Source organism: Pelomonas lactea (assembly GCF_043555885.1).
Lineage (GTDB): Bacteria > Pseudomonadota > Gammaproteobacteria > Burkholderiales > Burkholderiaceae_C > Pelomonas > Pelomonas lactea.
In genome coordinates this window covers 133,794-157,535 of the sequence record NZ_JBIGHX010000002.1, presented here as the reverse complement: position 1 = coordinate 157,535, position 23,742 = coordinate 133,794, and the positions used below count along the sequence as shown (strand labels likewise).

Annotated in this window: 20 protein-coding genes; 8 read left to right on the top strand and 12 right to left on the bottom strand. The window is 69.6% G+C overall.

From position 1 onward, the window contains the following. Positions 1 to 3: 3 nt before the first annotated feature. From ACG04Q_RS05085 to glk, 3 genes are all read right to left on the bottom strand, one after another. Positions 4 to 1,524, bottom strand: a complete 1,521-nt coding sequence (locus ACG04Q_RS05085; protein WP_394509787.1) for a tryptophan halogenase family protein — start codon at positions 1,522 to 1,524, stop codon at positions 4 to 6. Between the two features lie 96 nt (positions 1,525 to 1,620). Continuing rightward, a complete protein-coding gene (locus ACG04Q_RS05080; protein ID WP_394509786.1) occupies positions 1,621 to 4,500 on the bottom strand; it encodes a TonB-dependent receptor in 2,880 nt (959 codons plus the stop codon). 482 nt (positions 4,501 to 4,982) lie between these two features. After that, the gene (gene glk, locus ACG04Q_RS05075) at positions 4,983 to 5,975 is read right to left on the bottom strand and encodes a glucokinase (RefSeq protein ID WP_394509785.1); all 993 of its coding nucleotides are present in this window, start codon (positions 5,973 to 5,975) and stop codon (positions 4,983 to 4,985) included. Positions 5,976 to 6,296: 321 nt separating this feature from the next. Here glk and ACG04Q_RS05070 point away from each other — a divergent pair, with 321 nt between their 5' ends. The 5 genes from ACG04Q_RS05070 to ACG04Q_RS05050 all read left to right on the top strand — a co-directional run bounded on the left by ACG04Q_RS05070 (position 6,297) and on the right by ACG04Q_RS05050 (position 14,119). Next, positions 6,297 to 8,216 carry a glucokinase gene (locus ACG04Q_RS05070; protein ID WP_394509784.1) on the top strand — a complete coding sequence of 640 codons (1,920 nt, stop codon included), beginning with the start codon at positions 6,297 to 6,299 and terminating at the stop codon, positions 8,214 to 8,216. A gap of 183 nt (positions 8,217 to 8,399) precedes the next feature. Further along, positions 8,400 to 9,557: an efflux RND transporter periplasmic adaptor subunit gene (locus tag ACG04Q_RS05065; protein WP_394509783.1), complete on the top strand. Its 1,158-nt coding sequence runs from the start codon at positions 8,400 to 8,402 to the stop codon at positions 9,555 to 9,557. 328 nt (positions 9,558 to 9,885) lie between these two features. Further along, complete coding sequence (locus ACG04Q_RS05060) at positions 9,886 to 11,901, top strand: ATP-binding cassette domain-containing protein (RefSeq protein ID WP_394509782.1); 2,016 nt, start codon at positions 9,886 to 9,888, stop codon at positions 11,899 to 11,901. Between the two features lie 5 nt (positions 11,902 to 11,906). Then, positions 11,907 to 13,289 (top strand): TolC family protein, encoded by a 1,383-nt coding sequence (locus ACG04Q_RS05055; protein ID WP_394509781.1) that lies wholly within the window; start codon positions 11,907 to 11,909, stop codon positions 13,287 to 13,289. Between the two features lie 35 nt (positions 13,290 to 13,324). Beyond that, on the top strand, positions 13,325 to 14,119 hold the full coding sequence (locus tag ACG04Q_RS05050; protein ID WP_394509780.1) for a glutaminyl-peptide cyclotransferase: 795 nt from the start codon (positions 13,325 to 13,327) through the stop codon (positions 14,117 to 14,119). On the opposite strand, the gene ACG04Q_RS05045 is transcribed toward ACG04Q_RS05050, so the two are convergent. Genes ACG04Q_RS05045 through ACG04Q_RS05010 form a run of 8 tightly spaced genes read right to left on the bottom strand, consistent with a single transcriptional unit; the run spans position 14,103 to position 19,414 of the window. Then, the gene (locus tag ACG04Q_RS05045; RefSeq protein WP_394509779.1) at positions 14,103 to 14,897 is read right to left on the bottom strand and encodes an ATP-grasp domain-containing protein; all 795 of its coding nucleotides are present in this window, start codon (positions 14,895 to 14,897) and stop codon (positions 14,103 to 14,105) included. The genes ACG04Q_RS05050 and ACG04Q_RS05045 overlap by 17 nt on opposite strands. Further along, entirely contained in the window at positions 14,894 to 15,379 is a 486-nt protein-coding gene (locus ACG04Q_RS05040) for an SMI1/KNR4 family protein (protein ID WP_394509778.1), read from the bottom strand. The genes ACG04Q_RS05045 and ACG04Q_RS05040 overlap by 4 nt, the downstream gene beginning before the upstream one ends. Positions 15,380 to 15,384: 5 nt before the next feature. After that, positions 15,385 to 15,870, bottom strand: coding sequence for an SMI1/KNR4 family protein (locus ACG04Q_RS05035; protein WP_394509777.1), 486 nt, complete (start codon positions 15,868 to 15,870; stop codon positions 15,385 to 15,387). Positions 15,871 to 15,875: 5 nt separating this feature from the next. After that, positions 15,876 to 16,361, bottom strand: a complete 486-nt coding sequence (locus ACG04Q_RS05030) for an SMI1/KNR4 family protein (RefSeq protein WP_394509776.1) — start codon at positions 16,359 to 16,361, stop codon at positions 15,876 to 15,878. A gap of 15 nt (positions 16,362 to 16,376) precedes the next feature. Then, complete coding sequence (locus tag ACG04Q_RS05025; protein WP_394509775.1) at positions 16,377 to 17,258, bottom strand: HNH endonuclease; 882 nt, start codon at positions 17,256 to 17,258, stop codon at positions 16,377 to 16,379. 2 nt (positions 17,259 to 17,260) lie between these two features. After that, positions 17,261 to 17,674 carry a hypothetical protein gene (locus tag ACG04Q_RS05020; protein WP_394509774.1) on the bottom strand — a complete coding sequence of 138 codons (414 nt, stop codon included), beginning with the start codon at positions 17,672 to 17,674 and terminating at the stop codon, positions 17,261 to 17,263. 39 nt (positions 17,675 to 17,713) lie between these two features. Further along, positions 17,714 to 18,175 carry a YybH family protein gene (locus ACG04Q_RS05015; RefSeq protein WP_394509773.1) on the bottom strand — a complete coding sequence of 154 codons (462 nt, stop codon included), beginning with the start codon at positions 18,173 to 18,175 and terminating at the stop codon, positions 17,714 to 17,716. Between the two features lie 60 nt (positions 18,176 to 18,235). Continuing rightward, on the bottom strand, positions 18,236 to 19,414 hold the full coding sequence (locus tag ACG04Q_RS05010; RefSeq protein ID WP_394509772.1) for an acyl-CoA dehydrogenase: 1,179 nt from the start codon (positions 19,412 to 19,414) through the stop codon (positions 18,236 to 18,238). Between the two features lie 143 nt (positions 19,415 to 19,557). Here ACG04Q_RS05010 and ACG04Q_RS05005 point away from each other — a divergent pair, with 143 nt between their 5' ends. Then, positions 19,558 to 20,475 (top strand): LysR family transcriptional regulator, encoded by a 918-nt coding sequence (locus tag ACG04Q_RS05005; RefSeq protein WP_394509771.1) that lies wholly within the window; start codon positions 19,558 to 19,560, stop codon positions 20,473 to 20,475. Here the strand turns inward: ACG04Q_RS05005 and ACG04Q_RS05000 are convergent. Further along, entirely contained in the window at positions 20,465 to 21,238 is a 774-nt protein-coding gene (locus ACG04Q_RS05000; RefSeq protein WP_394509770.1) for a hypothetical protein, read from the bottom strand. The genes ACG04Q_RS05005 and ACG04Q_RS05000 overlap by 11 nt on opposite strands. 165 nt (positions 21,239 to 21,403) lie before the next feature. Here ACG04Q_RS05000 and ACG04Q_RS04995 point away from each other — a divergent pair, with 165 nt between their 5' ends. Both ACG04Q_RS04995 and ACG04Q_RS04990 read left to right on the top strand, forming a co-directional pair. Continuing rightward, on the top strand, positions 21,404 to 22,522 hold the full coding sequence (locus tag ACG04Q_RS04995) for an ABC transporter substrate-binding protein (protein WP_394509769.1): 1,119 nt from the start codon (positions 21,404 to 21,406) through the stop codon (positions 22,520 to 22,522). A 30-nt stretch (positions 22,523 to 22,552) separates the two neighbouring features. After that, the gene (locus tag ACG04Q_RS04990) at positions 22,553 to 23,674 is read left to right on the top strand and encodes an ABC transporter substrate-binding protein (protein ID WP_394509768.1); all 1,122 of its coding nucleotides are present in this window, start codon (positions 22,553 to 22,555) and stop codon (positions 23,672 to 23,674) included. Positions 23,675 to 23,742: the final 68 nt, after the last annotated feature.

Sequence of the window (23,742 nt, the reverse complement as noted above, 5' to 3'; positions counted from 1 at the left end):
GACTCAGTGTCTCGGGGCCGCGCAGTGCTCGGCGATGTACTGGGCGTGGTCGGGCATCACGTCCACGCACTTGGCAATGACGTCACGAACGCTCTCCAGGTAGTCCACCGTGGCCTGCTCGTCCTGCAGCGCCGCCAGCGGGTGGTGGCGCTGCGGCCGCAGGTTCTGGCCTTCCATGACCTGCAGCCAGCCGACCTCGGTGAACAGCTCGTTGTTGAAGCGCTGGATGCGGCCGTGGCTCTTGAAGAGTGCGATCTTTTCCTGCAGCGCCGCCGGGATGCTCATGTCGGCGCACGCCTGCCAGAACGGCGCGTCGTCGCGCTGGTTCACGTGGTAGTGCAGGATGATGAAGTCGCGGATGCGCTCGTAGTGGAAGCGGCTGTTGCGGTTGAACTCATCGATGTCGGCCGCGTCGAAGCCGCGGTCCGGGAAGAAGTCGATGAGCTGCTGGATGGCCGACTGGATCAGGTGGATGGACGTGGACTCCAGCGGCTCCAGGAAGCCGCTGGCCAGGCCCACGGCCACGACGTTCTCGTTCCAGATCTTGCGCCGCATGCCGGTCGTGAAGCGGATGGGCCGCGGGTCGGCCAGCGGCTTGCCGTCCAGGTGGGCCAGCAGCGTGGCGGCGGCCTCGTCGTCGGAGATGAAGCGGCTGCAGTACACGTGGCCGTTGCCGGTGCGGTGCTGCAGCGGGATGCGCCACTGCCAGCCGGCGCGATGCGCGGTGGAGCGGGTGTAGGGCGTCAGCGGCGACACCGACTCGCAGGGCATGGCCAGCGCGCGGTCGCAGGGCAGCCAGTGCGTCCAGTCCTCGTAGCCGGTCTTGAGCTCCTGCTCGATCAGCAGGCCACGGAAGCCCGAGCAGTCGATGAACAGCTCGCCCTCGACGCGCTGGCCGCTTTCCAGCACGACGGCATCGATGTGGCCGGGGTTCGCGCCCTCGCCGCGGCGCGTGGCGTGAGTGATCTTGCCCTCGATGCGCACGACGCCGCGCTGTTCGGCCAGCCGGCGCAGGTAGCGCGCGTACAGACTCGCGTCGAAGTGATAGGCGTAGTTGATGTCGGCCAGCGGCGAGTTCGGGATGTCCGGCCGCGCGGGCATAAACCTGTTGGCCAGGCTGGCCATGCGCGTGATGGAGTAGGCCTCCAGCGGCGCGGCCTTGCCCAGCGCGCGCAGGCGGTGCCAGTACTGTTCGAACGGCACGGTCCACAGGTCCTGCCCCACGCGGCCGAAGCCGTGCATGTAGCGGTCGCCCACGCGGCCCCAGTTCACGAACTCGATGCCCAGCTTGAAGCTGCCCTGTGTCTCGCGCAGGAACTCGTTCTCGTCGATGCCCAACACGCGGTTGAAGCGCTGGATCATCGGGATGGTGGCCTCGCCCACGCCGACGATGCCGATCTCGTCGGACTCGACGAGGCGGATGCGGTAGCGGTCGCGCAGCACCGTCGACAGCGCGGCGGCCGCCATCCAGCCGGCCGTGCCGCCGCCGACGATGACGATGTCTTGGAGGAGTTGCTCGGGCATGTTGATCTCAAGGAAAAAGGCCCCGCCGACGATATCGCCGCGGGGCCCGGGTCGTCACACCAGCGGGGCAGGGTTTGACCCCTGCCCCGGTGACGATCAGAACTTGTAGTTCACGCCCAGCAGGTAGGTCTTGCCGTACTTGACCGACTCGACGATGTTCTCGTTGCCGTTGGCATCGGGCAGGTAGCGCTGGAACTCGGTGTTGCCGAGGTTCTGCGCCGAGAAGTTGATCGACAGGCCCTTCATCCAGCCGGTCTGGAACTCGTACGCCACCTGCAGGTCGACGATGGCCTCGCCCTTGACGAAGGTCAGCTTCTTGGTGTCTTCGTAGTCGCGGATCTCGCCCAGGAACTTGGAGCGGTACTTGCGCGCCACGCCGATCTGGAAGCCGTTGGCCTCGTAGTACAGCTTGGCGTTGGTGACCTTGCGCGACAGACCCGGCATCGGGATGTCCAGGTTGCCCAGGTCGGCACCGTTGAAGCCCGTGACCGGCAGCTTGACCGAGCTCTTCGTGTCGGAGTGGTTCAGCTGCAGACCGAAGCCATCCAGCCAGCTGGTGACCAGCGAGAACGGGATGTCGGCGTTCAGTTCCACACCCTTGATGTTGCCGCCGGAACCGTTGAACGGCGACGTCAGCACACCGATCTTGGAGCCGCTCGGCGGCAGCGGCGTGCTGGCCGTCACGTAGGGCGTGAAGTCGAAGCGGCGGCCGATGTTCAGGATGTAGCTGTCCAGCTTCTTGTAGAAGCCGGCCACGCTGATGACGCCCTTCTTGCCGAAGTACTTCTCGTAGGACAGGTCGAACGACTTGGCGCGGAACGGATCCAGCTGCGGGTTGCCGCCGCCGCCGGACAGCTGGGCGGGCGTGTCGCCCTGCGCTTGCGACAGGTTGAACGACAGACCGGCGCGCAGGTCGTTCATGACCGGGCGGGCCAGCACCTTGGCCATGCCCAGACGCACCACCTGGTCACCACCCAGGTCGAACGCGAGGTTCAGGCTGGGCAGCACGTCGGTATAGCTCTTGTCGCCGTAGACATAGTCGGCCGGGCACGAGGCCGCGGTGTTGCCGGTGCACTTGTTGCGGTCCACCGAGTAGCCGCCGCCGTGCTGGTCGGTGCTGACCACCTGCAGGCCCACGTTGCCGCGGTAGTTGAAGCCGAACAGTTCGCCGTCCAGGTCGCCCTTGACGTAGGCCGTCGTGACCTTCTCCTTCACGTCCCAGAACTTGACGCGGATGGGCTCGTCGACCTTGTTGACCAGGTCATAGATGGTGTTCTCGGAGCCGGTCGGGTCCCACGAGATGATGGGCACGCCGCTGTAGCTGGCGACGACCGTCTTGCCGTTGGGGATGCTGGCCGCGCCGTAGGGGTCGCCGCCCTTGATGACCAGGCGGTACTCGTCGGAAGTGCGGATCTTCTTGCGGTCGGACGCGTTGACGCCGAACGTGGTGGACTTGAGCGGGCCGAACTCGGTCGTGTTCGTGAACGCGAGGCGCACGTTGTTGATCTTGTCCGTGGTCACCGGGTTGGCCAGGTAGCCGGCCTGCGGAGACGACGGGCCACCACTCCAGCCTTCCACGTCGGTCAGCTTGGCGACGTTGGGGCTGGAGAAGTCCAGGCTGGTCTTGTACTGCACGTCCTGGAAGTTGTTGCCGGTGTAGCCGGTCCAGGAGATGGTGCTCAGCTGCGAGGCGGGCGTGTTGCCGGCCTGACCGGCCGTCGTCTCGTAGCGGTTGGTGTGGCGGGTGCCCTTGGAGCTGGACAGGTCCAGGTTCACCGACCAGTCGTCGTTCAGGCGCAGATCGCTGTTCCAGCCGACGTTGGTCAGCTTGTCCTTGTCGGTTGTCAGGTGGTTGCGGATGACGGCCTTGTAGTTGGACATCGTGCCGGCCGTGACGACGCCGTTGGCGATGGTGGCATTCGTCAGCGCGCCGTTCGGGTCGTACTGGCCGCTCAGGCTGCCGGCGCCGCTGGCGCCGCCGGGGATCGCGCCTTCCAGGCCGGTGCGCTTGAGCTTGTTGGTGCCGTTGGAGCGGAAGAAGTCGACCGTGCTCTTGAATTTGTTGTTGGGCTTGAACTGGAACACGCCCAGCACCGCGTCGCGCGTGTTGTCGTTGGTTTCCACGTCGGCCTTGAAGCCGCCCGGCACCTTGGCCTTGGCCGTGGCGCAGGCCTGGCCCGGCTTGCTCGTATCACGCAGGAACTCGCCGCCGTCCGGGCAGCCTTCCGCAGCCCAGCCGCCCCAGCTGTCGAACTTCAGCTGCTGGTTGTTCTTCTCGTCCAGGCGGGTCACGGCCAGCGCGACGCCGATGGTGCGATCCGCGAACTGGTCGATGTAGGAGAACGAGAACTTGTCGCCCTTGCCTTCTTCCGGCGCGCCGGAGCTGACGCCCGTCTTGGAGTGGCGATAGCCACCGGCCAGCACGCGGGTGGCGAAGTTCAGCGGCTGCACGGTCGTCAGGTTGACCGTGGAGGACAGGCCCTGGCCCACCAGCGTGGCATCGGGCGTCTTGTGCACGACGATGCCCGACAGCACTTCGGCCGGGTAGACGTCGAACTCGGGCGAGCGGCTGTCGCCGGTGGAGGCTTGCTCACGGCCGTTGAACAGCGAGCCGTTGAAGTCCGGCGACATGCCGCGGATGCTGATCGTGGAGGCCTTGCCGGTGGACTTGTTGCGCTGCACGGCCACGCCGGGCAGGCGCGACACCGATTCGGCGACGCTGTTGTCGGGCAGCTTGCCGATGTCTTCCGCGGAGATGGCGTCGACGATGGAGTCGCTGTTCTTCTTGATCGAGATGGCGGCTTCGATGCCCTTGCGGATGCCGGTCACCGTCACGGTTTCGAGCTGCTGGGGTTGCTGCGCCTGCTGGGCGGTGGCACCCGCGGCGGCGATCAGCAGCGTGCAGCCGATGGCCACCGGGCTGATGCGGAAGGAAGCCACGGCGTCAACGCCACGCTTGTCTCTGTTCAGGGTCATGAATGTCTCCTCTGGTTCATTGGAAAGCGGCTTGGCCCGCAACCGGCGCCAGCACCCCGGCGCACAACTTTTGGGCGAGAACCCAACGTCTCGGGCTAGTTTGTATCAAAACTAGATTTTTATCCGCACCTGCGTAAACCCTAGACGTTGCGAAGAAACGACCCGATTTCGGCGCAATACCAAGGGTTAACACGCATAGAATTGATAGTTATGCGCCATCGAACACCGGGTCAACCCCGATCAATCCAAGAATCTGTAGCTCAACTACATCACCACCTTGGCGCATGACAACGCTGGACACCGGGAACAAAGTCACGCCCGTCGTCGACCGCGTGGCAGCCACTGCTGCAGCCAATGCCGCATCCGAAGTGGGCAGCCCATGGCAGCGCGCCGCCCGAAGGCGGCGCGCAGGAGGCAGATAAGCGAGGGAGAGAGGACGCGAAGGCGGAGCCCAGCGCGGCGGGCACCGCCCGCCGCCTGCGTCAGGCGTCGGCCTGCTCCAGTGCCAGGGCGGCACCCGACAGCGCGGCGAGCGTGTCGGTGATCAGGGACGTGGGGATGGCGGCCAGGAAGGGCTGGAAGCGGCCCTTGGCCTCGAAGCGGCGGCGGAATTCGGACTGGAAGAAGCGCTCGCCCAGCCGCGGCACGATGCCGCCGCCGATGAACACGCCACCCCGCGAGCCCAGCGTCAGCGCGACGCTGCCCGCAAAGCCGCCCAGCATCGCGCAGAACACGTCCAGCGTCCGCGAGCAGGCCGCCGACTCGCCGGACAGGCCGCGCGCGACGATCTGCTCGGTGGTCAGCGCCGCCACGTCCTCGCCCTGCCCGAGCGCGGCCGCGACCGAGCGGCACAGCACCGGCAGGCCGATGCCCGACAGGAAGCGCTCGGCCGACACATGCGGGAACTCGCGGCGCGCGTGGCCGAGCACGGCGCTCTCGAAGTCATCGGCCGGCGCCAGCGTGGCATGGCCGCCCTCGCCCGGCAGCGTCAGCCACAGGCCCGGCGCGCGCACGACACCGCCCACCCCCAGCCCCGTGCCCGGGCCGATGACGGCCATCACCGTGCCGGTGGGCACGGCCTGCGTGTCCGCCGGCGCCTCGCCCCAGGCGCGCAGTTGCTGCGGCTTGAGCCGCGGCAGCGACAGCGCCTGCGCCTCGAAGTCGTTCAGGCACAGAAAGGTCTTCAGGCCCAGCTCGGCCTGCGTGGCCGACCGGGAGAAGTCCCAGGCGCCGTTGGTCAGCGCGATGCGGTCCAGGTGCACCGGCGTGGCCAGTGCGAAGGCGGCACTCTGCGGCCGGGGGCGGCCCGCGCGCTGCTCGGCCAGGTAGGCGCGCACCGCGGCGGCGGGCCCGGCATGGCCGGCCACGGGCAGCACGCGCACATCCTCCACCGGTTCACCGGGCGCCGTCACGGTACCGAAGCGGGCATTGGTGCCGCCGACGTCGGCGACGAGCCAGGGGTAAGGCGCGCTCATGCCCGCGCTCCGGCGGCAGCAGTGAAAAGCAACGGGATCATGAAAATGGCTTGGGCTGGCACAGATACAAAGGGGTGGAATTTCGGCGCGGCGGACGGTAGCAAAACTACACCCGTTCGACAATCCAAACTCGCCCCAAATGCACCAAAATGCGGCGGAAAACGCTTTCACGATCGCCCATAACCGCCTTCTTCCCAGGGAAACCGGCCACGAGCAGGCTGTAGTGAAGCTACAAGCCGAGTGACGCATAACGTCGCCGCCGGGTTTCGTTGCGGACTGCTCAATAATCCGCCGCTTCCGCGCTCCAGTTTCCCTCTGCCCATGGCCCGTTTCGACAGCCCCCGCCTGCTTGCCGACATCGGCGGCACCTATGCCCGGTTCGCGCTGGAAACCGGCCCCGGCGAGTTCACCCAGATGGCCTCGCTGCGCTGCGCCGACCACGCGGACTTCCATGCCGCCGTCAGCGCCTATCTGGCGGGCCTGAGTTGGCAGGAACTGGGCGGCCCGCAGCAGATTGCGCACGCGGCGATTGCCATCGCCAACCCGGTGGAAGGCGACCGGGTGCGCATGACCAACTACCACTGGCAGTTCTCCATCGACGAGATGCGCCAGCGCCTCGGGCTGGACACGCTGGTGGTCGTCAACGACTTCACCGCGCTGGCGATGGCGCTGCCGCGGCTGGCCGAGGTGGACGTGCGCCAGGTGGGCGGCGGCCAGGCCCGGCGGCCGAGCGTCATCGGCCTGCTGGGCGCGGGCACGGGCCTGGGCGTGTCGGGGTTGATCCCCGCCGGCGAAGGCTGGATCGCGCTGGGCACCGAGGGCGGTCACGTGAACTTCGGCCCGCGCGATGAGCGCGAGATGGACATCCTGAAGTTCGCGTGGAAGCACCTGAACCAGGACCACGTGTCCTACGAGCGCCTGATCTCCGGCCCCGGCCTAGAGCTGATCTACCGCGCGCTGGCCCATCGCCACGGCGTGGCAGGCGCCGAGCCGTTGCTGGCGCCGGCCATCACGCAGCGCGCGCTGGAAGACGGCGACGCGCTGTGCCTGGAGACGCTGGAGGTCTTCTGCGGCCTGCTGGGCACGGCCGCGGCCAACCTGGCGGTCACGCTGGGGTCGCTGGGCGGCATCTACATCGGCGGCGGCATCGTGCCGCGGCTGGGCGAGTACTTCGACCGCAGCCCGTTCCGCGCGCGCTTCGAGGACAAGGGGCGCTTCCGCGAGTACGTATCGGCCATCCCGACCTTCGTCATCACCGCCGAGCACGCGACCTTCAAGGGCGCGTCGGCCATCCTGGACAACCAGCTGCGCAACCTGCAGGCGTCGCCCGGTTCGGCCATCCTGGGGCAGATCCGCCGCGCGCGCAGCGAGCTGTCGCCGGCCGAGCTGCGCGTGGCCGACCTGGTGCTGGCCCAGCCGCGCTCGGTGCTGAACGACCCCATCGCCGAGATCGCCCGCGCCGCCGGCGTCAGCCAGCCCACCGTCATCCGCTTCTGCCGGTCTCTCGGTTGCGAGGGCCTGTCTGACTTCAAGCTGCGCCTGGCCTCGGGCCTGACGGGCACGGTGCCGGTCACGCACACGCAGGTCAACACCAACGACTCCATGCTGGAGCTGGGCGCCAAGGTGCTGGGCAACACGGCCAGCGCCATCCTGCAGGTGCGCAGCCACCTGAACCGCGACACCATCGACCGCGCCACCGAGATGCTGCTGGCAGCCGGCCGCATCGAGTTCTTCGCGCTGGGCCACTACGGCGTGGTCGCGCAGGACGCGCAGTTCAAGTTCCTGCGCTTCGGCATGCCCTGCGGCGCCTACACCGACCCGCGGCTGCAGCTGCTGGCCGCCGACGTGCTGCGCGAGGGCGACGTGGCTGTCGTCATCAGCAGCGGCGGGCGGCTGCCGGAGCTGCTGCAGGTTGTCGAGAAGGCGCAGGAGCGCGGCGCCAAGGTCGTTGCCATCACGGCCAGCCAGAGCCCGCTGGCCAGGCGAGCCGATGTGGCGCTGATCGTGGACCACGTGGAGGACATCGAGACCCACCTGCCCATGGTCAGCCGCATCCTGCACCTGCTGGTCATCGACATCCTGGCCGTGGGCGTGGCGATGCGCCGCAGCCCGGGCAGCATCGCCGCACTGGCTGTGGGGGGCGAAGACGAAGAGGCCCGGCCAGCGCGCGGCGCCAGCACGGTGGCGCCGGGCGTCAGTGCCGCCTCGCCACTGGCGCGGCTGACGTCGCACAGCCGCTAGGGAGGGCCTGCCGCGAGGCAAGTCCTGACCCCGACCGCGACCACCTTGCGTGCATGACTTTCGCCAAGCCCGCCATCGCTCAGCAGCATCCGGCGCCGGCGCAACGCTGCCGCTGACGCACCGGACCGGCCCGTCGCCGGACTGTCGACCCTGGGGCCCGGACCCCGACGTCCTGGGAGGGACATGAAGACCTCTTTGCTGAAACGCTGGCGCAAGCGCCTGATCGTCGTCGCGTTGATCGCCGGCGGCATCGCCGCGGCCGTCTGGGCCTTCCACAAGCCGTCGGCCCCGCCACCGCCGCCCAGCGGCGTCGTCGCGCTCGCCGACATCACGCAGGCCGTGCAGGCCGCCGGCGTGCTGCAGGCCAAGACGCGGGTGGACGTCGGCGCGCAGGTCAGCGGGCAGATCCAGACCATCCACGTCGAGCTGGGCCAGCAGGTGAAGAAGGGCGACCTGCTCGTCAGCCTGGACCCCGACCTGGCCCGCAGCGACGTCGCCCAGGCCGAGGCCGCCGTGGCCCAGGCCAGCGCCGCGCTGGACAGCCGCCGCATCGACGCCGACGCCGCGCGCCGCGAGCTCAAGCGCCAGCAGCGCCTGCTGGCCGGCCAGGCGACGTCCGGCAATGAGGCCGAGCGCGCCGAGACCGAGCTCGCCAAGATCGAGGCCGACCTGCGCGGCCAGGCGGCCAACCTGCAGCGCCTGCAGGCCGACCTGGACAAGCGCAAGGTCAACCTCTCCTACACCCGCATCACGGCGCCGATGAACGGCACCGTCGTCAACCTGCCGGTGCAGGTGGGCCAGACGGTGATCTCGGTGCAGGTGACGCCGGTCATCCTGACGCTGGCCGACCTGGACACCATCACCGTGCGCACCAAGGTGCCCGAGGCCGACATCCAGGCGATCAAGGTGGGCCAGGTGGCGCGCTTCTCGACGCTGTCGGGCGAAGGCAAGCGGTACGAGGGCAAGTTGCGCGTCATCCAGCCGGTGCCCGAGCGCGCGGGCAACGCGGTGTTCTACAACGTGCTGTTCGAGGTGGACAACCGCGACCGCGCGCTGTTCAGCGACATGACGGTGCAGGTCGACATCGAGACCGGCGCGGCCAAGCAGGTGCTGGCCATGCCCATCGTCGCCCTGGGCGAGCGCGGCAAGGACGGGCGCTTCACGGTACAGGTGCTGGACGCGGCCAACAAGCAGTCGCCGCGGCAGGTGAAGGTGGGCCTGCAGGACGGCGCCAAGGTGCAGGTGCTGGACGGCCTGAAGGCCGGCGAGAAGGTGCTGCTGGCCCCGCCGAGCGCGGCGGATACGGCAGCCTCGGCCGCGGCCAGTGCCGCGAGCAACTGATGACGCCGGCAGTCAAGCCCGAAAGCCGACTGTCGACGGCTGTTCGGTATGCCCCCTTGAGCACCGCCGAGGAACGCAAGACCCGAAGCCCGCGAGCGCAGCTCGCCTCAAGCACTGACTCACGACGACTGTTTGAGCAGAGCGTAGCGGCGCGAGTTCGGCGTGGGGCTTCGGGGCTTGCGTTGCTCGGGCACCCGAGCGAAGCGAGGGCGGTGCGGTCGGGGGGAGCTCTTTGCCTACTTTCTGGCGGTCCAGAAAGTAGGTCGCCCGCCGGGGCGAAATCCCGGCACGACGCTCGCCGCCAGCGCACCGCACCGGAGGCCTACCCATGCCTCTGATCGAACTCAAGCACGTCGCCCGCCACTACCAACTTGGCGAGATCGACGTCCCCGCCCTGGACGGCGTGTCGCTGGCCATCGAAGCCGGCGAGTTCGTCGCCATCATGGGCCAGTCGGGCTCGGGAAAAAGCACGCTGATGAACGTGCTGGGCTGCCTGGACAACCCCACGCACGGCCACTTCCTCATCGACGGCCGCGACGCCTCCACGCTGGGCCCCGACCAGCTCGCCGCGCTGCGCCGCGAGCGCTTCGGCTTCATCTTCCAGCGCTACCACCTGCTGCCCCACCTGGACGCGCGCGCCAACGCCGCGCTACCGGCCGTCTACTCGGGCGTTGCCAGCGGCCCGCGCACCAGCCGCGCCGAGGCGCTGCTGGAACGCCTGGGCCTGGGCGAGCGGCTGCACCACAAGCCCAACGAACTGTCGGGCGGCCAGCAGCAGCGCGTGTCCATCGCGCGGGCGCTGATGAACGGCGGCCAGATCATCCTGGCCGACGAGCCCACCGGCGCGCTGGATTCGGCCTCCGGCGCCGAGATGCTGCGGCTGTTGAAGGAGCTCAACGGCCGCGGCCACACCATCATCCTGGTCACGCACGACCCCAGCGTCGCCGCGCACGCGCGCCGCGTGATCGAGCTGAAGGACGGCAAGGTCGTCGCCGACAACGGCACGCCCGCCGGCCATGTGCCGCCTACCGAGCTGCCCAGCGATGCGCCGCCGGTGAAGGAAGGCGGCCGGCTGCGGCGCCTGCAGGTGCAGTGGCGCGAGGCCGTCGCGACGGCGCTGCTGGCGCTGAAGGGCAACCGGCTGCGCACGGCGCTGTCCATGCTGGGCATCAGCATCGGCATCGCGTCGGTGGTCAGCATCGTCGCGCTCACCACCGCGGCGCGGGCCTCCATCGAGACCGACCTCAGCAGCCTGATCTCCGGCCGCATCCCGGTGTGGCGCGGCAACCCGGCGCTGCCGCCCGGCGCGGTGCCGCAGCCGTTCCGGCCCCACGAGATCGACTCGCTGCGCGCGCTGGCGGGCGTCAAGGGCATCACGCTGAACCGGCAGATGCAGCTCACCGCGCGCCACCAGTCGCGCGACGCGATGCTGGAGGCCATCGGCGGCGACGCGAACACGCTGAAGGCGCGCAAGCTCAAGCTCGTGCAGGGCCGCTACCTCGGTGCAATGGACTTCGAGACGCGCAGCCAGGTCGTCGTGCTGGACGAGAAGGCGCGCGACGCGCTGTTCAAGAAGGGCGAGTCGCCGCTGGGCAAGCTGGTGTTCGTGAACCCGACGCTGGGCACGCCCGAGGCGCAGCCGCTGCTGCCCGGCATGGCGCCGCCGCCGGTGGCCGCCCTGCCCTTCACGGTGGTCGGCGTCGTGGCACCCGAGGGCGGCGCGTTCAGCTTCGGCGGCTGGCTGGGCCAGCTCTACCTGCCGCACACGACGTTCTCGCGCAAGCTCGACGCCCGCGCCGATGTCGACAACTTCGACGTGCTGCTGGACCTGACGGTGCCGCCGCAGCAGGTGCGCGAACAGATCATCCACCGCCTCAAGGCGCTGCACGGCGCCGAGGACTTCGGCACCTGGAACGGCGAGGAGGAGTTCCGCAAGTTCCAGAGCGTGACGAGCGCGATGGCGGCGCTGTTCGCCGGCGTGGCGGCCATCTCGCTGCTGGTGGGTGGCGTGGGCGTCATGAACATCATGCTGGTGTCGGTGTCGGAGCGCACGCGGGAGATCGGCATCCGCATGGCGGTGGGCGCCCGCCAGGGCGACGTGCGGCTGCAGTTCCTCATCGAGGCCGTCGTGCTCTGCTGCCTGGGCGGCCTGGTGGGCGTGCTGCTGAGCTGGCTGGCCGCGCAAGGCCTGAACGCCGCGCAGCAACACCTGCAGGTGACCATCAGCTGGGCCGCGCTGGGCGTGGCGTTTGCGGTGTCCAGCGGCGTGGGCCTGGTGTTCGGCACGCTGCCGGCCCGCCGCGCCGCGGCGCTGAGCCCGGTCGACGCGCTGGCAAGAGAGTGAAGACGATGAAGACAACCCTGATCTCGCTGACCGCTGCGCTGCTGTTCACCGGCTGCGCGCTGGGCCCCACGGCCCGCGCGCCGGACGTCGCCATGCCCACCGCCTGGAGCCTGGCGGCCGGCGATGCCGCGCCCGACTGGGCTGGCCTGCTGGACCCGACGCTGGCCGCGCTGCAGGAACGCGCGCTGGCCGCCAACCTGGACCTCGCGATCGCCGCACAGCGCTGGAAGCAGGCGCAGCTGCTGGCCGAGCAGAGCGCGCTGCGCTGGACGCCCAGCGCCAGCCTGTCCACCAGCGCCAGCCGGCCCGTGGAGACGCAGAACAGCACGCGCAACGTCGACGTCGGCGGCGGCATCACGGTGCCCGTCACCACGTCCACCGGCTGGAACCGCAGCTACGGCGCGTCGCTGGGCGTGGGCTACGAGCTGGACCTGTGGGACCGGCTGGCGCAGACCACCGCCGGCCAGCGCGCCAGTGCCGAGGCCGCGCGCACCGACATCGAGGCCGCGCGGCTGTCCATCCGCAGCCAGGTGGCCGAGGCCTACTGGACGCTGGCCGCGCTGCGCGCGCAGCAGCCGCTGGCCGAGACCCAGCTCGCGCTGACCCGCGAGACGCTGGCGCTGACCCGCCTGCGCGTGCGCGAGGGCAAGCTGCTGCCGGTGGAGCTGGACAAGATCGCCGTCACCGTGCAGGCCGCCGAGAACCGCATCGCCGACCTGGCCGCCGACACGCTGCTGCAACGCCAGCGCCTGGCGCTGCTGCTGGCCGAACCGCTGCCCGGCCCAGCGCCCGAGGCCACGCTGCCCGCCGCCGAGCCGCCGCGCTGGCGGCTGGCCGAGCCCGCCGAGCAGCTGGCCCGCCGCCCCGACGTGCAGCGTGCCCGGCTGGGCGTGGACCAGGCTCTGGCGCAGCTGCGCGTCAGCGAGGCCGAACGCTACCCGCGGCTGAGCTTCAACGCCGGCCTCAGCACCGGCGGCACGCAGGCGCGCGACTGGTTCGCCCAGCCGCTGGCCAACCTCGGCGCCAACCTGGCCGTGCCGCTGATCGACTGGCGGCGCCTGAACCTGCAGCGGGACAGCGCCCGCAGCCAGCTCGACAGCGCCGCGCTGTCGCTGCAGGACACGCTGCAGAAGGCGCTGGCCGAGATCGAGACGCAACGCATCGAGGCCCAGCGGCTGACGCAGCAGCTGGCCGCCAACGCCGGCCGGCTGCGCGAGGCCACCGAGAACGAGCGCCTGGCGCAGCTGCGCTACGACACCGGCGCCATCGCCCGCGCCGACTGGCTGCAGGCCCGCAGCGCCCGGCTGGATGCCGAGCAGAACGCCGTCCAGCTGCGGCTGCAGCAGTGGGTGCGGCAGGCGGCGCTGTTCAAGGCGCTGGGTGGCTGACAGCTCCGCGCCGCGGCTTGATTTACGCTGCCGGGATGCAACTGATCTCTGACCTGCGGCGGCGCACGCTGCTCGCCGCGCTGGCCAGCGCCGCCCTCGCCTGCCTGGCCCCGCCCGCACTGGCCGCCACGCCCGTGCAGGGCTTCAAGGTCGTGCGCAGCTACCCGCACGACCCCGACGCCTTCACGCAAGGCCTGTTCTTCCACGACGGCTTCCTGTTCGAGGGCACCGGCCTGCGCGGGCGCTCCAGCATCCGCAAGGTGGAGCTGGAGACCGGCCGCGTGCTGCAGGGCGTGGAACTGCCGCCCGAGGTGTTCGGCGAAGGCATCACGCGCTGGGGTGACCGCCTCGTCGGCATCACCTGGCAGGAGCAGACCGCCTTCGTGCTGGACCTGAAGACCTTCAAGCTGTGGCGCAAGTTCAGCTACCCCGGCGAGGGCTGGGGCATCACGCACAACGAGCGCGAGCTGGTCATGAGCGACGGCAGCGCCGAGCTGCGCTTCCTGGACCCGCTGACCTTCAAGGAGCTGCGCCGCGTCAAGGTGACGGCCGATGGCCGGCCGGTGACGCAGCTCAACGAGCTGGAGTGGGTGGAGGGCGAGATCCTCGCCAACGTGTGGCAGACCGACCGCATCGCCCGCATCGACCCCAAGACCGGCCGCGTGACCGGCTGGATCGACCTGACCGGCCTGCTGCCCGACGGCCAGCGCCCGCACCCCGACGCGGTGCTCAACGGCATCGCCTACGACGCCAAGGCCAAACGCCTGTTCGTCACCGGCAAGCTGTGGCCCAAGCTGTTCGAGATCCAGCTCGTCAAGACGGCGCGCTGAACGGCTCCACGGCCACCTCGCCCGCCGCCGGCCGCCAGCGCAGACTGGCCTCGCTGCCGGCGTCGCCTTCAAACAGGCCCGCCTCGGTCGACGGCCCCCAGGGGTTCAGCTCGATCAGCAGCGGCGCCTGGCCGGCGTCGCGCAGCCAGACGTCGAAGACGAAGTCCGGCCGGGCCAGCGCGCGGCTCAGCTGAGCGGCCCGGCGCCACAGTTCCGGCAGCGCCGCCCGGGCCCGCCCGGCATGAGCGGACGGCAGCACCTGCGCCGCGTGGTACTGCCCCACGCCCACCAGCCGCCCGCCGCGCACGAAGCAGCGCCACTCGTCCGCCCAGGGGATGTCCTGCCATTCGCGCAGCCAGATCCACGGCGTGAGTTGCTGCTGCAGCGCCCAGGCCAGGTCATGCGCCACGCGCCGCGAGCCGCTGCTCAGCAGCCGCAACGCCTGCGCGCCCGTGCACGCCTGGCCGCCCGAGGCCAGGCCCAGCGGCGTGTCCTTGGCGCTGCGCGAGCCTAGCCGCACGAAGGCGCCGCCGGGGAACTCGGCGAACAGCGCATCCAGCGCCGCTTCCACGACACGCAGCGTGCGGTCGCCATCCGGCAACGCGTCGAAGCGGGCCGGCTGCACGCCATTGGCCCGGCCCAGCGCGTGGACCTGCGCGGTGCCCAGCGCCAGGCCGCGCTGGCGGAACGACCCGGCCTGCACCTCGGCGGGCCAGTGCTCGATCCAGCTCCAGGCAGGGTCCGGCAGCGGCGCGACCGGGGTGCCGGTCGAGCTCACGGCGTCTCCGTCAGCCGGCGCTCGACGAAGTCCGCGAAGCTATCGGCGACAACCCCGACGTTGTCATAGCCCGGTGCCTCGTCGTCGCTGGCTTCGTGGCCCTTGATCCACAACAGCAGCTTGCCGACGTGCGGGCCGCAGAGGGCCAGCAGCAACTGGTTGCCACCGGCATCGCTGGCGATGGCCAAGGTGCCGGTCGGCAGACGACCGACAAAGTCAACGCGATTGGTGGTCACCAGGTTGCAGACGTCGCTGTCCGAGATCTCGTAGAACCAGGACATCGATGTGCGCCGCCAGTGCTGCCCGCACACCTGCTCCGGCGCCCAGTCCACGTTGAAACCGCGAGGGTCGGGGAACCCGCCATTCACGCGCAGCAGGAACTCGCGGTAGTCCGGCGGGAAGCTGACACCCAGCGCCTGCTCGGCGGACTGCACCTCTGCATCGGCCAGCGGCCCGTTGCCTTTGCAAATGGTCGCTGCCATCGACGTCACGCGGGAGGTGTCAGCCGGTTCTGGATGAAATCCTCGAAGCTGTCGGCCACGAAGCCCACGTTGTCGTAGCCAGGCGTCTGGCCATCGCTGGCTTCGTGGTCCTTGATCCACAGCAGCACCTTGCCGGCGTGCGGGCCGCCAAGGGCCAGCAGCAGCTGGTTGCCGCCGGCATCGCTGGCGATGGCCAAGGTGCCGGGCGGCAGGCGACCGGCGAAGTCGACGCGATTGATCTTCAGCAGGTCGCCGACGTCATCGTCCGTGATCGCATGGAACCAGGACATCGACGTGCGCCGCCAGTCCTCGCCGCACACCTGCCCAGGGGCCCACTGGATATCGAAGCCATCGGGCTCCGGGTAGCCGCCGTTCAGGCTCAGCAGGTAACCGCGGTAATCGGCAGGGAACTTGACCCCCAGCGCCTGCTCGGCAGCCTGCACGTCGGCCTCGGCCAGCGGCCCCTTGCCCTCGTGGATCGTCGCCGCCATCGGTGTCAGGGCTTGTCGGTCAGCCGGTTCTGGATGAAGTCCGCGAAGCTGTCCGCCACGAACCCAACGTTGTCGTAGCCGGGCGTCTCGCCGTCGCTGGCTTCGTGGTCCTTGATCCACAGCAGCACCTTACCGGCGTAAGGTCCATCAAATGCAAGCAGCAATTGGTTGCCAAAGGCATCCGGACCGATAGTCAGCGTCCCGCGCGGTAAACGCCCCTCAAAAGTCACTCGGTTGGATCGCACAAGATTCCCGATGCGTTCCTCCGTGATGCAGTAAAACCAAGACATCGCCGTCGTGCGCCAGTCCTCACCGCAGGCTTGCCCCGGCGCCCATTCGATCTTGAAGCCTTCTGGCTGCGGCCTGCCGCCATTCAGGGAAAGCAGGAACGCGCGGTAGTCAGGAGGGAAACGCACACCAAGGATCTGTTCGGCAGCTTGAACACCTGCCTCAGCAACAGGGCCGGCACCGCCATGAATTACTGCTGGCATCTCATCTCCCAATGGTCAATATGAAGGGTCTTTGGCGACGGATACACCGCCGCTATGAGGCACGTTGGTATGGAGGGCAGAGGGCACCAATTCCATCGTCGTGCCGTCCTCCTTGTGGTGCCAGGTCCAGCCTGGAGGCTCCGCAAACGAGTCTTTGCCCAGACGCTCCGCCATCGCACGATTTGCCTCCATGGCATCTTTCGCACGATTGCCGGTTGAGTCCAGCTTGATCTCGACCGACGCATCCACCATCTTGCCGTCGGCGCCGGGGGTCTTCATCGTGTAGTCGGAGAAGTCGGGGTTGCCGTCCTTCCACTGGATGGGCTTGCCGCCCGTCACGCTTTCGATGTCCTCGACCTTGTCCTTGCTCAGGCCGGACTTCGCCGGGTCCCACTCGCCATGCCCGCGCTCGCCCTTAACCCAGCCCTCCTTGGGGCTCTGCGTACCGAAGCGGTTGCCGCCCACCTTGCAGCCCTGCACGACGCCTTCTTCGATCTTCTCGGCCTTCTGGGCCGCGCGGCGCGCGCGGATGGCGGCGGCGTCCTTCTTCAGCGCATTGGCCACGATCTGGCGGCCGCGCACGACGTTGTCGGCGATGCGCTCCTTGAGCTTGACGATCTTGGCGGCCAGCTTTGCGCCCTTGGCCGTCTTGCCCAGCGCGTCGCCGGCGTAGGGAATCATGGACACCAGCGACATGCCGGCACCGAACCAGTCGCCGCGCGCCGCGCTGAACACCGCGCCGCAGGCATCGCTGATGGGCGTCGGGTCCACCAGGCCGGCGGCGTCGATGGCGGCCTGCGCCATGTCCAGCTTCAGCTCGCGGGCGGCGGCGTCGGTGTCGGCCTTGAGGCCGTCGAGCTTCTTGGCGACCTCGGGGTCGCGCAGGCTGGCACCCATGGTCAGCCCTCCTGCACCACGGCGTCGCGCCGCTCGGGGTACCAGGTCTGGCGGTCCAGCGCAGCCTCGCATTCGGCCCAGACCGAGGCGGGCAGCGAGTTCAGGATGGTGTCCAGCTTCTCCTGCGGCGTCGGGCGGGCGTCCTGCAGCACGGCCTGGATGGCCGCGTGGCGGTGGAACTCCGGCCCCACCTCGAACTGCAGCAGCACGAAGGTGGCCAGCTGCTGGGGTGTCTGCAGCCCGTAGCCGCGCGCGGTCGTCATGCCGCGCCGCACGAGGTCCTGCAGCATGTCGCCAGGCAGGCCGTTGACGACGTAGCCATGCTCCTCGCGCACGAGGTTGGCGATGGCCAGTTCCAGCATGCTGTCGGAGCCGGCGACGAGACGCTGCAGATGTTCGGCGGTGAGCTTGATCATGAGGCAGTCAGTAGCGCCGCTGTGCCGGCTGGCGGCATGTTAGCGGCAGACTTCCGCGCCCTGGTCGAAGACGATCTCCCAGCCGCCGCCGGCCTTGCGCCGCCACACCGACTGGAAGCGCGCCGTGACGACGCCGGCCGGGTTGCTCACCGGCCCGCTGCTCTGCGCCAGGTCGCCGCTGGGCAGCACGACGACGAGGTCGGGCGCCCAGGAGAACGGCGCCGTGGGGCCGTCGAAGAAGCGGGCCCACGCGGCCACGACGGCCTCCGGCCCGTTCAGCGGCTGCCGGCCGTTCAGCCAGATCGTGTCGGCCGCGAGGAAGCGCCGGAACGCCGCCAGATCGCGCTCGGCCATCGTTTTGGCGAATGCCTGCTCGGTGGCCGTGACCTCGGCGACGCGCCGGGCGATCGCTTCGGCGGGCGGCCAGGGCTGGGCGGGAGCCGCGCCGGCCGCGGCGGGCAAGGCCGTGGCGGCCAGCAGGGCATGGCGACGGGTGGTCATGGCGATCTCCTGGAGGGGACGCCGCAGCATGCGCCCCACCCGGCCCGGTGACTCAAGTCATCAGAACGCGGCGATGCCCGTCATCGCCCGGCCCAGGATTAGCGCATGGATGTCATGCGTGCCCTCGTAGGTGTTCACGACCTCCAGGTTGACGAGGTGGCGCGCGATGCCGAACTCGTCGCTGATGCCGTTGCCGCCCAGCATGTCGCGCGCGGTGCGGGCGATGTCCAGGCTCTTGCCGCAGGAGTTGCGCTTCATGATGGACGTGATCTCCACGGCTGCCGTGCCCTCGTCCTTCATGCGGCCCAGCCGCAGGCAGCCCTGCAGGCCCAGCGTGATCTCGGTCTGCATGTCGGCCAGCTTCTTCTGGATGAGCTGGTTGGCGGCCAGCGGCTTACCGAACTGCTGGCGGTCCAGCGTGTACTGGCGCGCGGTGTGCCAGCAGTCCTCTGCGGCGCCCAGGGCGCCCCAGGCGATGCCGTAGCGGGCGCTGTTCAGGCAGGTGAACGGGCCCTTGAGGCCGCGCACGTCGGGGAAGGCGTTCTCCTCGGGGCAGAAGACCTTGTCCATGACGATCTCGCCGGTGATGGACGCGCGCAGCCCCACCTTGCCGTGAATGGCCGGTGCGCTCAGGCCCTGCCAGCCCTTCTCCAGCACGAAGCCCCGGATCTGCCCGCCGTCGTCCTTGGCCCAGACGACGAACACGTCGGCGATGGGGCTGTTGGTGATCCACATCTTGCTGCCGGTCAGCTCGTAGCCGCCGTCCACCTTGCGGGCGCGCGTGACCATGGAGCCAGGGTCGGAGCCGTGGTTGGGCTCGGTCAGGCCGAAGCAGCCAATCCATTCGCCGGTCGCGAGCTTGGGCAGGTACTTGCGTTTCGTCGCCTCGTTGCCGAACTCGTGGATGGGCACCATGACCAGCGACGACTGCACGCTCATCATCGAGCGGTAGCCCGAGTCCACGCGCTCCACCTCGCGGGCGATGAGGCCGTAGCACACGTAGTTCAGCCCGGCGCCGCCGTACTCGGCCGGGATGGTGGGGCCCAGCAGGCCCAGCTCGCCCATCTCGCGGAAGATGCTGGCGTCGGTCTGCTCCTTGCGGAACGCGTCCAGCACGCGTGGGCGCAGCCGGTCGGTGCAGTAGGCGGCGGCGGCGTCGCGCACCATGCGCTCGTCGTCGGTCAGCTGCTCGTTCAGCAGCAGCGGGTCGTCCCAGTGAAAGCTTGCCTTGTGGGCCATGGCGGTCTCCTCGGTGTTCGGTGTGCGCCGGTCCGGCGCCGTCATCGTGAGGCACCCGGCTCGCCGCCGGGCGCGTATGACGCCGAGTATTCCCCCGCCGGCCGATTCGTGTCCAATTCAATCATCGACTCCGACGATTCGCGATGCCTATCGACACCTCCCGTTCCCTTGAGTTTCGCCACCTGCGCTATTTTCTGGCGCTGGCCGAGGAGCTGCACTACGGCCGCGCGGCCCAGCGGCTGGCGATCTCGCAGCCGCCGCTGTCGGTCGCCATCCAGCAGCTGGAGGCCAGCGTCGGCGCCCGGCTGTTCGACCGCGACAGCAAGGGCGTGCGGCTGACGCCGGCGGGCGCCGCGTTCCGCACCGGTGCGCAGGCGCTGCTGGAGCGCGCCGAGGACGCGTGCGCCCTCGCCCGCGACGTGCAGGCCGGCGAGGTGGGCCGGCTGCGGCTGGGCTTCGTCGGGTCGACGCTGTTCAACGGCCTGTCGGCGTGGCTGCAAGCCTTCCAGGCCAGCCATGCGAAGGTGGAGGTGGTGGTCGTCGAGCTGAACTCGCAGGACCAGATCGACGCGCTGCTGGCCGAGGAGCTGGACCTGGGCCTGGTGCATACCGACCGGCTGCCGCCGGCGCTGGCGGCCGCGCCGCTGTACAGCGAGCCCTTCGTCGCCTGCCTGCCCGCGCAGCACCCACTGGCGGCACGGGCGAGCATTCCTCTCGCCGCGCTGAGTGACCAGCCCTTCATCCTGTTCTCGCGCAAGGGCTCGCCGGACTACCACGCCCGCATCGTCGAAATCTGCCGCCGGCACGGTTTCTACCCGCGGCTGCAGCACGAGGGGCGGCACTGGCTGTCGGTCGTGTCGCTGGTGGCGCAGGGGCTGGGCGTGTCCATCGTGCCGGCGGCCTTCCAACGCTCGGGCATTCAGGGCGCCGTGTTCCGGCCGCTGGCGGAGGCCTTCGAGCCGTCCGCCGTGTTCGCCGCCTGGCGACGCGATGCGGCCGGCCCGCTGCGCGAGCGCTTCCTGGCCAGCGCGCCCGCCTGGCCGCCGCCGTTCAGCCCCTGAGCCCGTTCAGCGCCCCGCCCCGCGTGGCGAGCAGCCGCGCGATGACCGCCTCGTACAGCGCGTCGTCGGCCACCACGCCGTGCACGGGCTGGCCCTGCAGCGAGCCGCACAGGTTCACGGCGGCCAGCGGCCCCGGCAGTGCGCGCATGTAGTCGCCCACGCCCTCCGCCTGGCCCGCCGCGATCTCGGCCATGAAGGCCGGGCTCAGCATGCCCACCTCGGTGAGCAACGGGAACGGCAGGATCTGGCGCAGCGGCGACAGGAAGGCGGTGCCGACGTCCAGCTTGCCGATCTGCTCGCGCTGGCGGGCGATGCGCACGCACGCGTCGATGAAGAAGTCCAGGTGCAGGCTGCCGGCGCAGAACACCGCGACCGAGTTGTTGACCCGCTGGCTGACGCGGCGCGCCCCAGCCGCGTCGGCGTACAGCCACAGCTCCAGGCACAGCGCGAAGCCGCTCTGCGCGGTGATCTGCAGTGCGTCGGGGTCGAACACCAGCAGGTCGGCGTCCACCCAGACGGTGCGCTGCCAGCCGTCGGCCAGCAGCTCCTTGGCGACCACCAGCCGCGCCAGGTCCGTCACGGGGCAGATCTGCCCGGCGGCCTTCTGCCGGAACCAGTCCGGCGCGCGGGCCAGGAAGGCGTCGTCGTAGAAGCGGTACTCGAAGCCCTGCGCCTGCGCCCAGGCCTTCACGCTGGCCATGCAGGCGGTGATCCAACCGGGCACGTCCTTGTTACGAAATGATTGATAGACGACGGTTTTCACGGAGCGTTGACGATTGCGCAGCAATTTTGAGGGACAAGGCCCGGCCGGCCCCGCGAGGCGCTACCGTCATGATCTCGGCGCGCCGCGTGCAGCTGGCCGCCCCATCCAACAACGACTTCCCGGAATCCGGCGAGCGCCGCGGTTCCGGCTGGCCCGGAGACAAGCATGACCCCACGATGGCAGTTCACCCGCCGGCTTCTTGCAGCCGCCCTGATGGCCACCGGCCTGAGCGCCGCGCAGGCGCAGATCACCGTCGGCCAGACCGCCGGCCACACCGGCGCCGTGGCGGGCAGCGTCAAGGAGGTCACGCAGGGTGCGCGGCTGTACTTCGACACGGTCAACGCCGATGGCGGCGTCGGCGGACAGAAGATCACGCTGGTGTCGCTGGACGACAAGTTCGACCCCAAGCTCGCGGCGGCCAACGCCAAGACGCTCATCGACCAGGGCGTCATCTCACTGTTCCTGAACCGCGGCACGCCTCACACGCAGGCCATCATGCCGCTGCTGGCCGAGCACAGGATTCCGCTGGTCGCACCGTCCACCGGTGCGATGGCGCTGCACAAGCCGGTGAACCCGTGGCTGTTCAACGTGCGCGCCACCTACCAGCGCGAGGCCGAGCGCGCCATCGAGCACCTCAGCCTCATCGGCATCAACCGCATCGCCCTCGTGCAGGTGAACGACAGCTTTGGCGAGGACGCCGTGCTGGGCGCGCTCGCGGGCCTGGCCAAGACCAACAAGCAGCCGGTCGCTCACGAGAAGTTCGACCGCGCCAAGCCGGAACTGGCCCCCGTGGTGGCCAAGGTGGTGGCCACGCAACCGCAGGCGGTGGTGTTCATCGGCTCGGGCTCGGCGGTCGTGGACGGCATGAAGGCGCTGCGCGCGGCCGGCTCGTTGGCCCAGATGGTGACGCTGTCCAACAACGCGTCGGCCGGTTTCATCAAGGACCTGGGTGATGCCGGCCACGGCGTCATCGTCAGCCAGGTCTTCCCGTACGAACGCTCCATCGCCAAGCCCATCATCAAGGAGGCGCTGGAAGCCGCCCGCAAGGTGAATACCGAGCTGACGCCCAGCATGGTGGAAGGCTTCGTCGCCGCCAAGGTGCTGGTGGAAGGCATCAAGCGCGCCGGCCCCAAGCCCACCCGGGAGACGCTGCGCAAGGCGCTGGAAGGCATGGGCCGCCTGGACCTGGGCGGCATCGAGGTGGGCTACGGCCCCAATGACCACAGCGGCATGGACTACGTGGACCTGGCCATCATCGACCAGTCCGGCAAGTTCCGCCGCTGACGTTGCACTCACAAGAACAAGGAAGACACCATGGCTTTTGCGCCGCACACCGCCCACCGCTGGATCACGATGGCCGCGATGGCCGCAGGGCTGATGGGCTCCGCCCGGGCGGACCTGCTGATCGGGCAGACGGCGGGCATCACCGGGCCCGCGGCGGGCAGCGTGAAGGAGGTGACGCAGGGTGCCCGGCTGTACTTCGACGCCGTCAACGCGTCGGGCGGCGTGCACGGCCACAAGCTCAACCTGCTGTCGCTGGACGACAAGTTCGACCCCAAGCTTGCGGCCGCCAACGCCAAGGCGCTGATCGACAAGGGCACCATCGCCCTCTTCCTGACGCGCGGCACGCCGCATACCCAGGCCGTCATGCCGCTGCTGGCCGAGCACAAGATCCCGCTGGTGGCGCCGTCCACCGGCGCGATGGTGCTGCACAAGCCGGTGAACCCCTGGCTGTTCAACGTGCGCGCCTCCTACCAGCGCGAGGCCGAGCGGGTCATCGAACACCTGGGCTCGCTGGGCGTGACGCGCGTCGCCCTCGTGCAGGTGGACGACTCCTTCGGCGAAGACGCGATGACCGGCGCCCTCGCAGGCCTGAGCAAGGCGAAGCAAAAACCCGTTGCGCATGAGAAGTACGCACGCGACAAGCCCGACCTCGGCCCCGTCGTCAGCCGCGTGCTCGCCGCGGCACCGCAGGCCGTGCTGTTCGTCGGCACGGGCGAAGCCGTGTCGCAGGGCATGAAGGCCATGCGGGCCGGGGGTTCGACGGCGCAGCTGGTGACGCTGTCCAACAACGCGTCGGCGGGTTTCATCCAGTCCTTGGGCAAGGTGGCCCACGGCGTCGTCGTCAGCCAGGTCTTCCCGCCTGAGCGATCCATCGCCAAACCGCTCATCAAGGACGCGCAGGACAGCGCCCGCAAAGCCGGCCTGGAGCTCACGCCCAGCATGATCGAAGGCTACGCCTCGGCCAAGGTGCTGGTGGAGGCGATCAAGCGGGCCGGCCCCAAGGTGAACCGGCAGTCGCTGCGCGACGCGCTGGAGGGCATGAAGCTCTACGACCTCGGCGGCCTGGAGCTGGGCTACAGCCCCGGCGACCACAGCGGGCTGCAGTACGTGGACCTGGCCATCCTCGACGAGACCGGCAAGTTCAGGCGCTGAGCGCCCGCGCGAGTTGGACGGCGGCGGCTGGCAGGTGCAGAGTTGGAATAAACCGACACCACGATCCG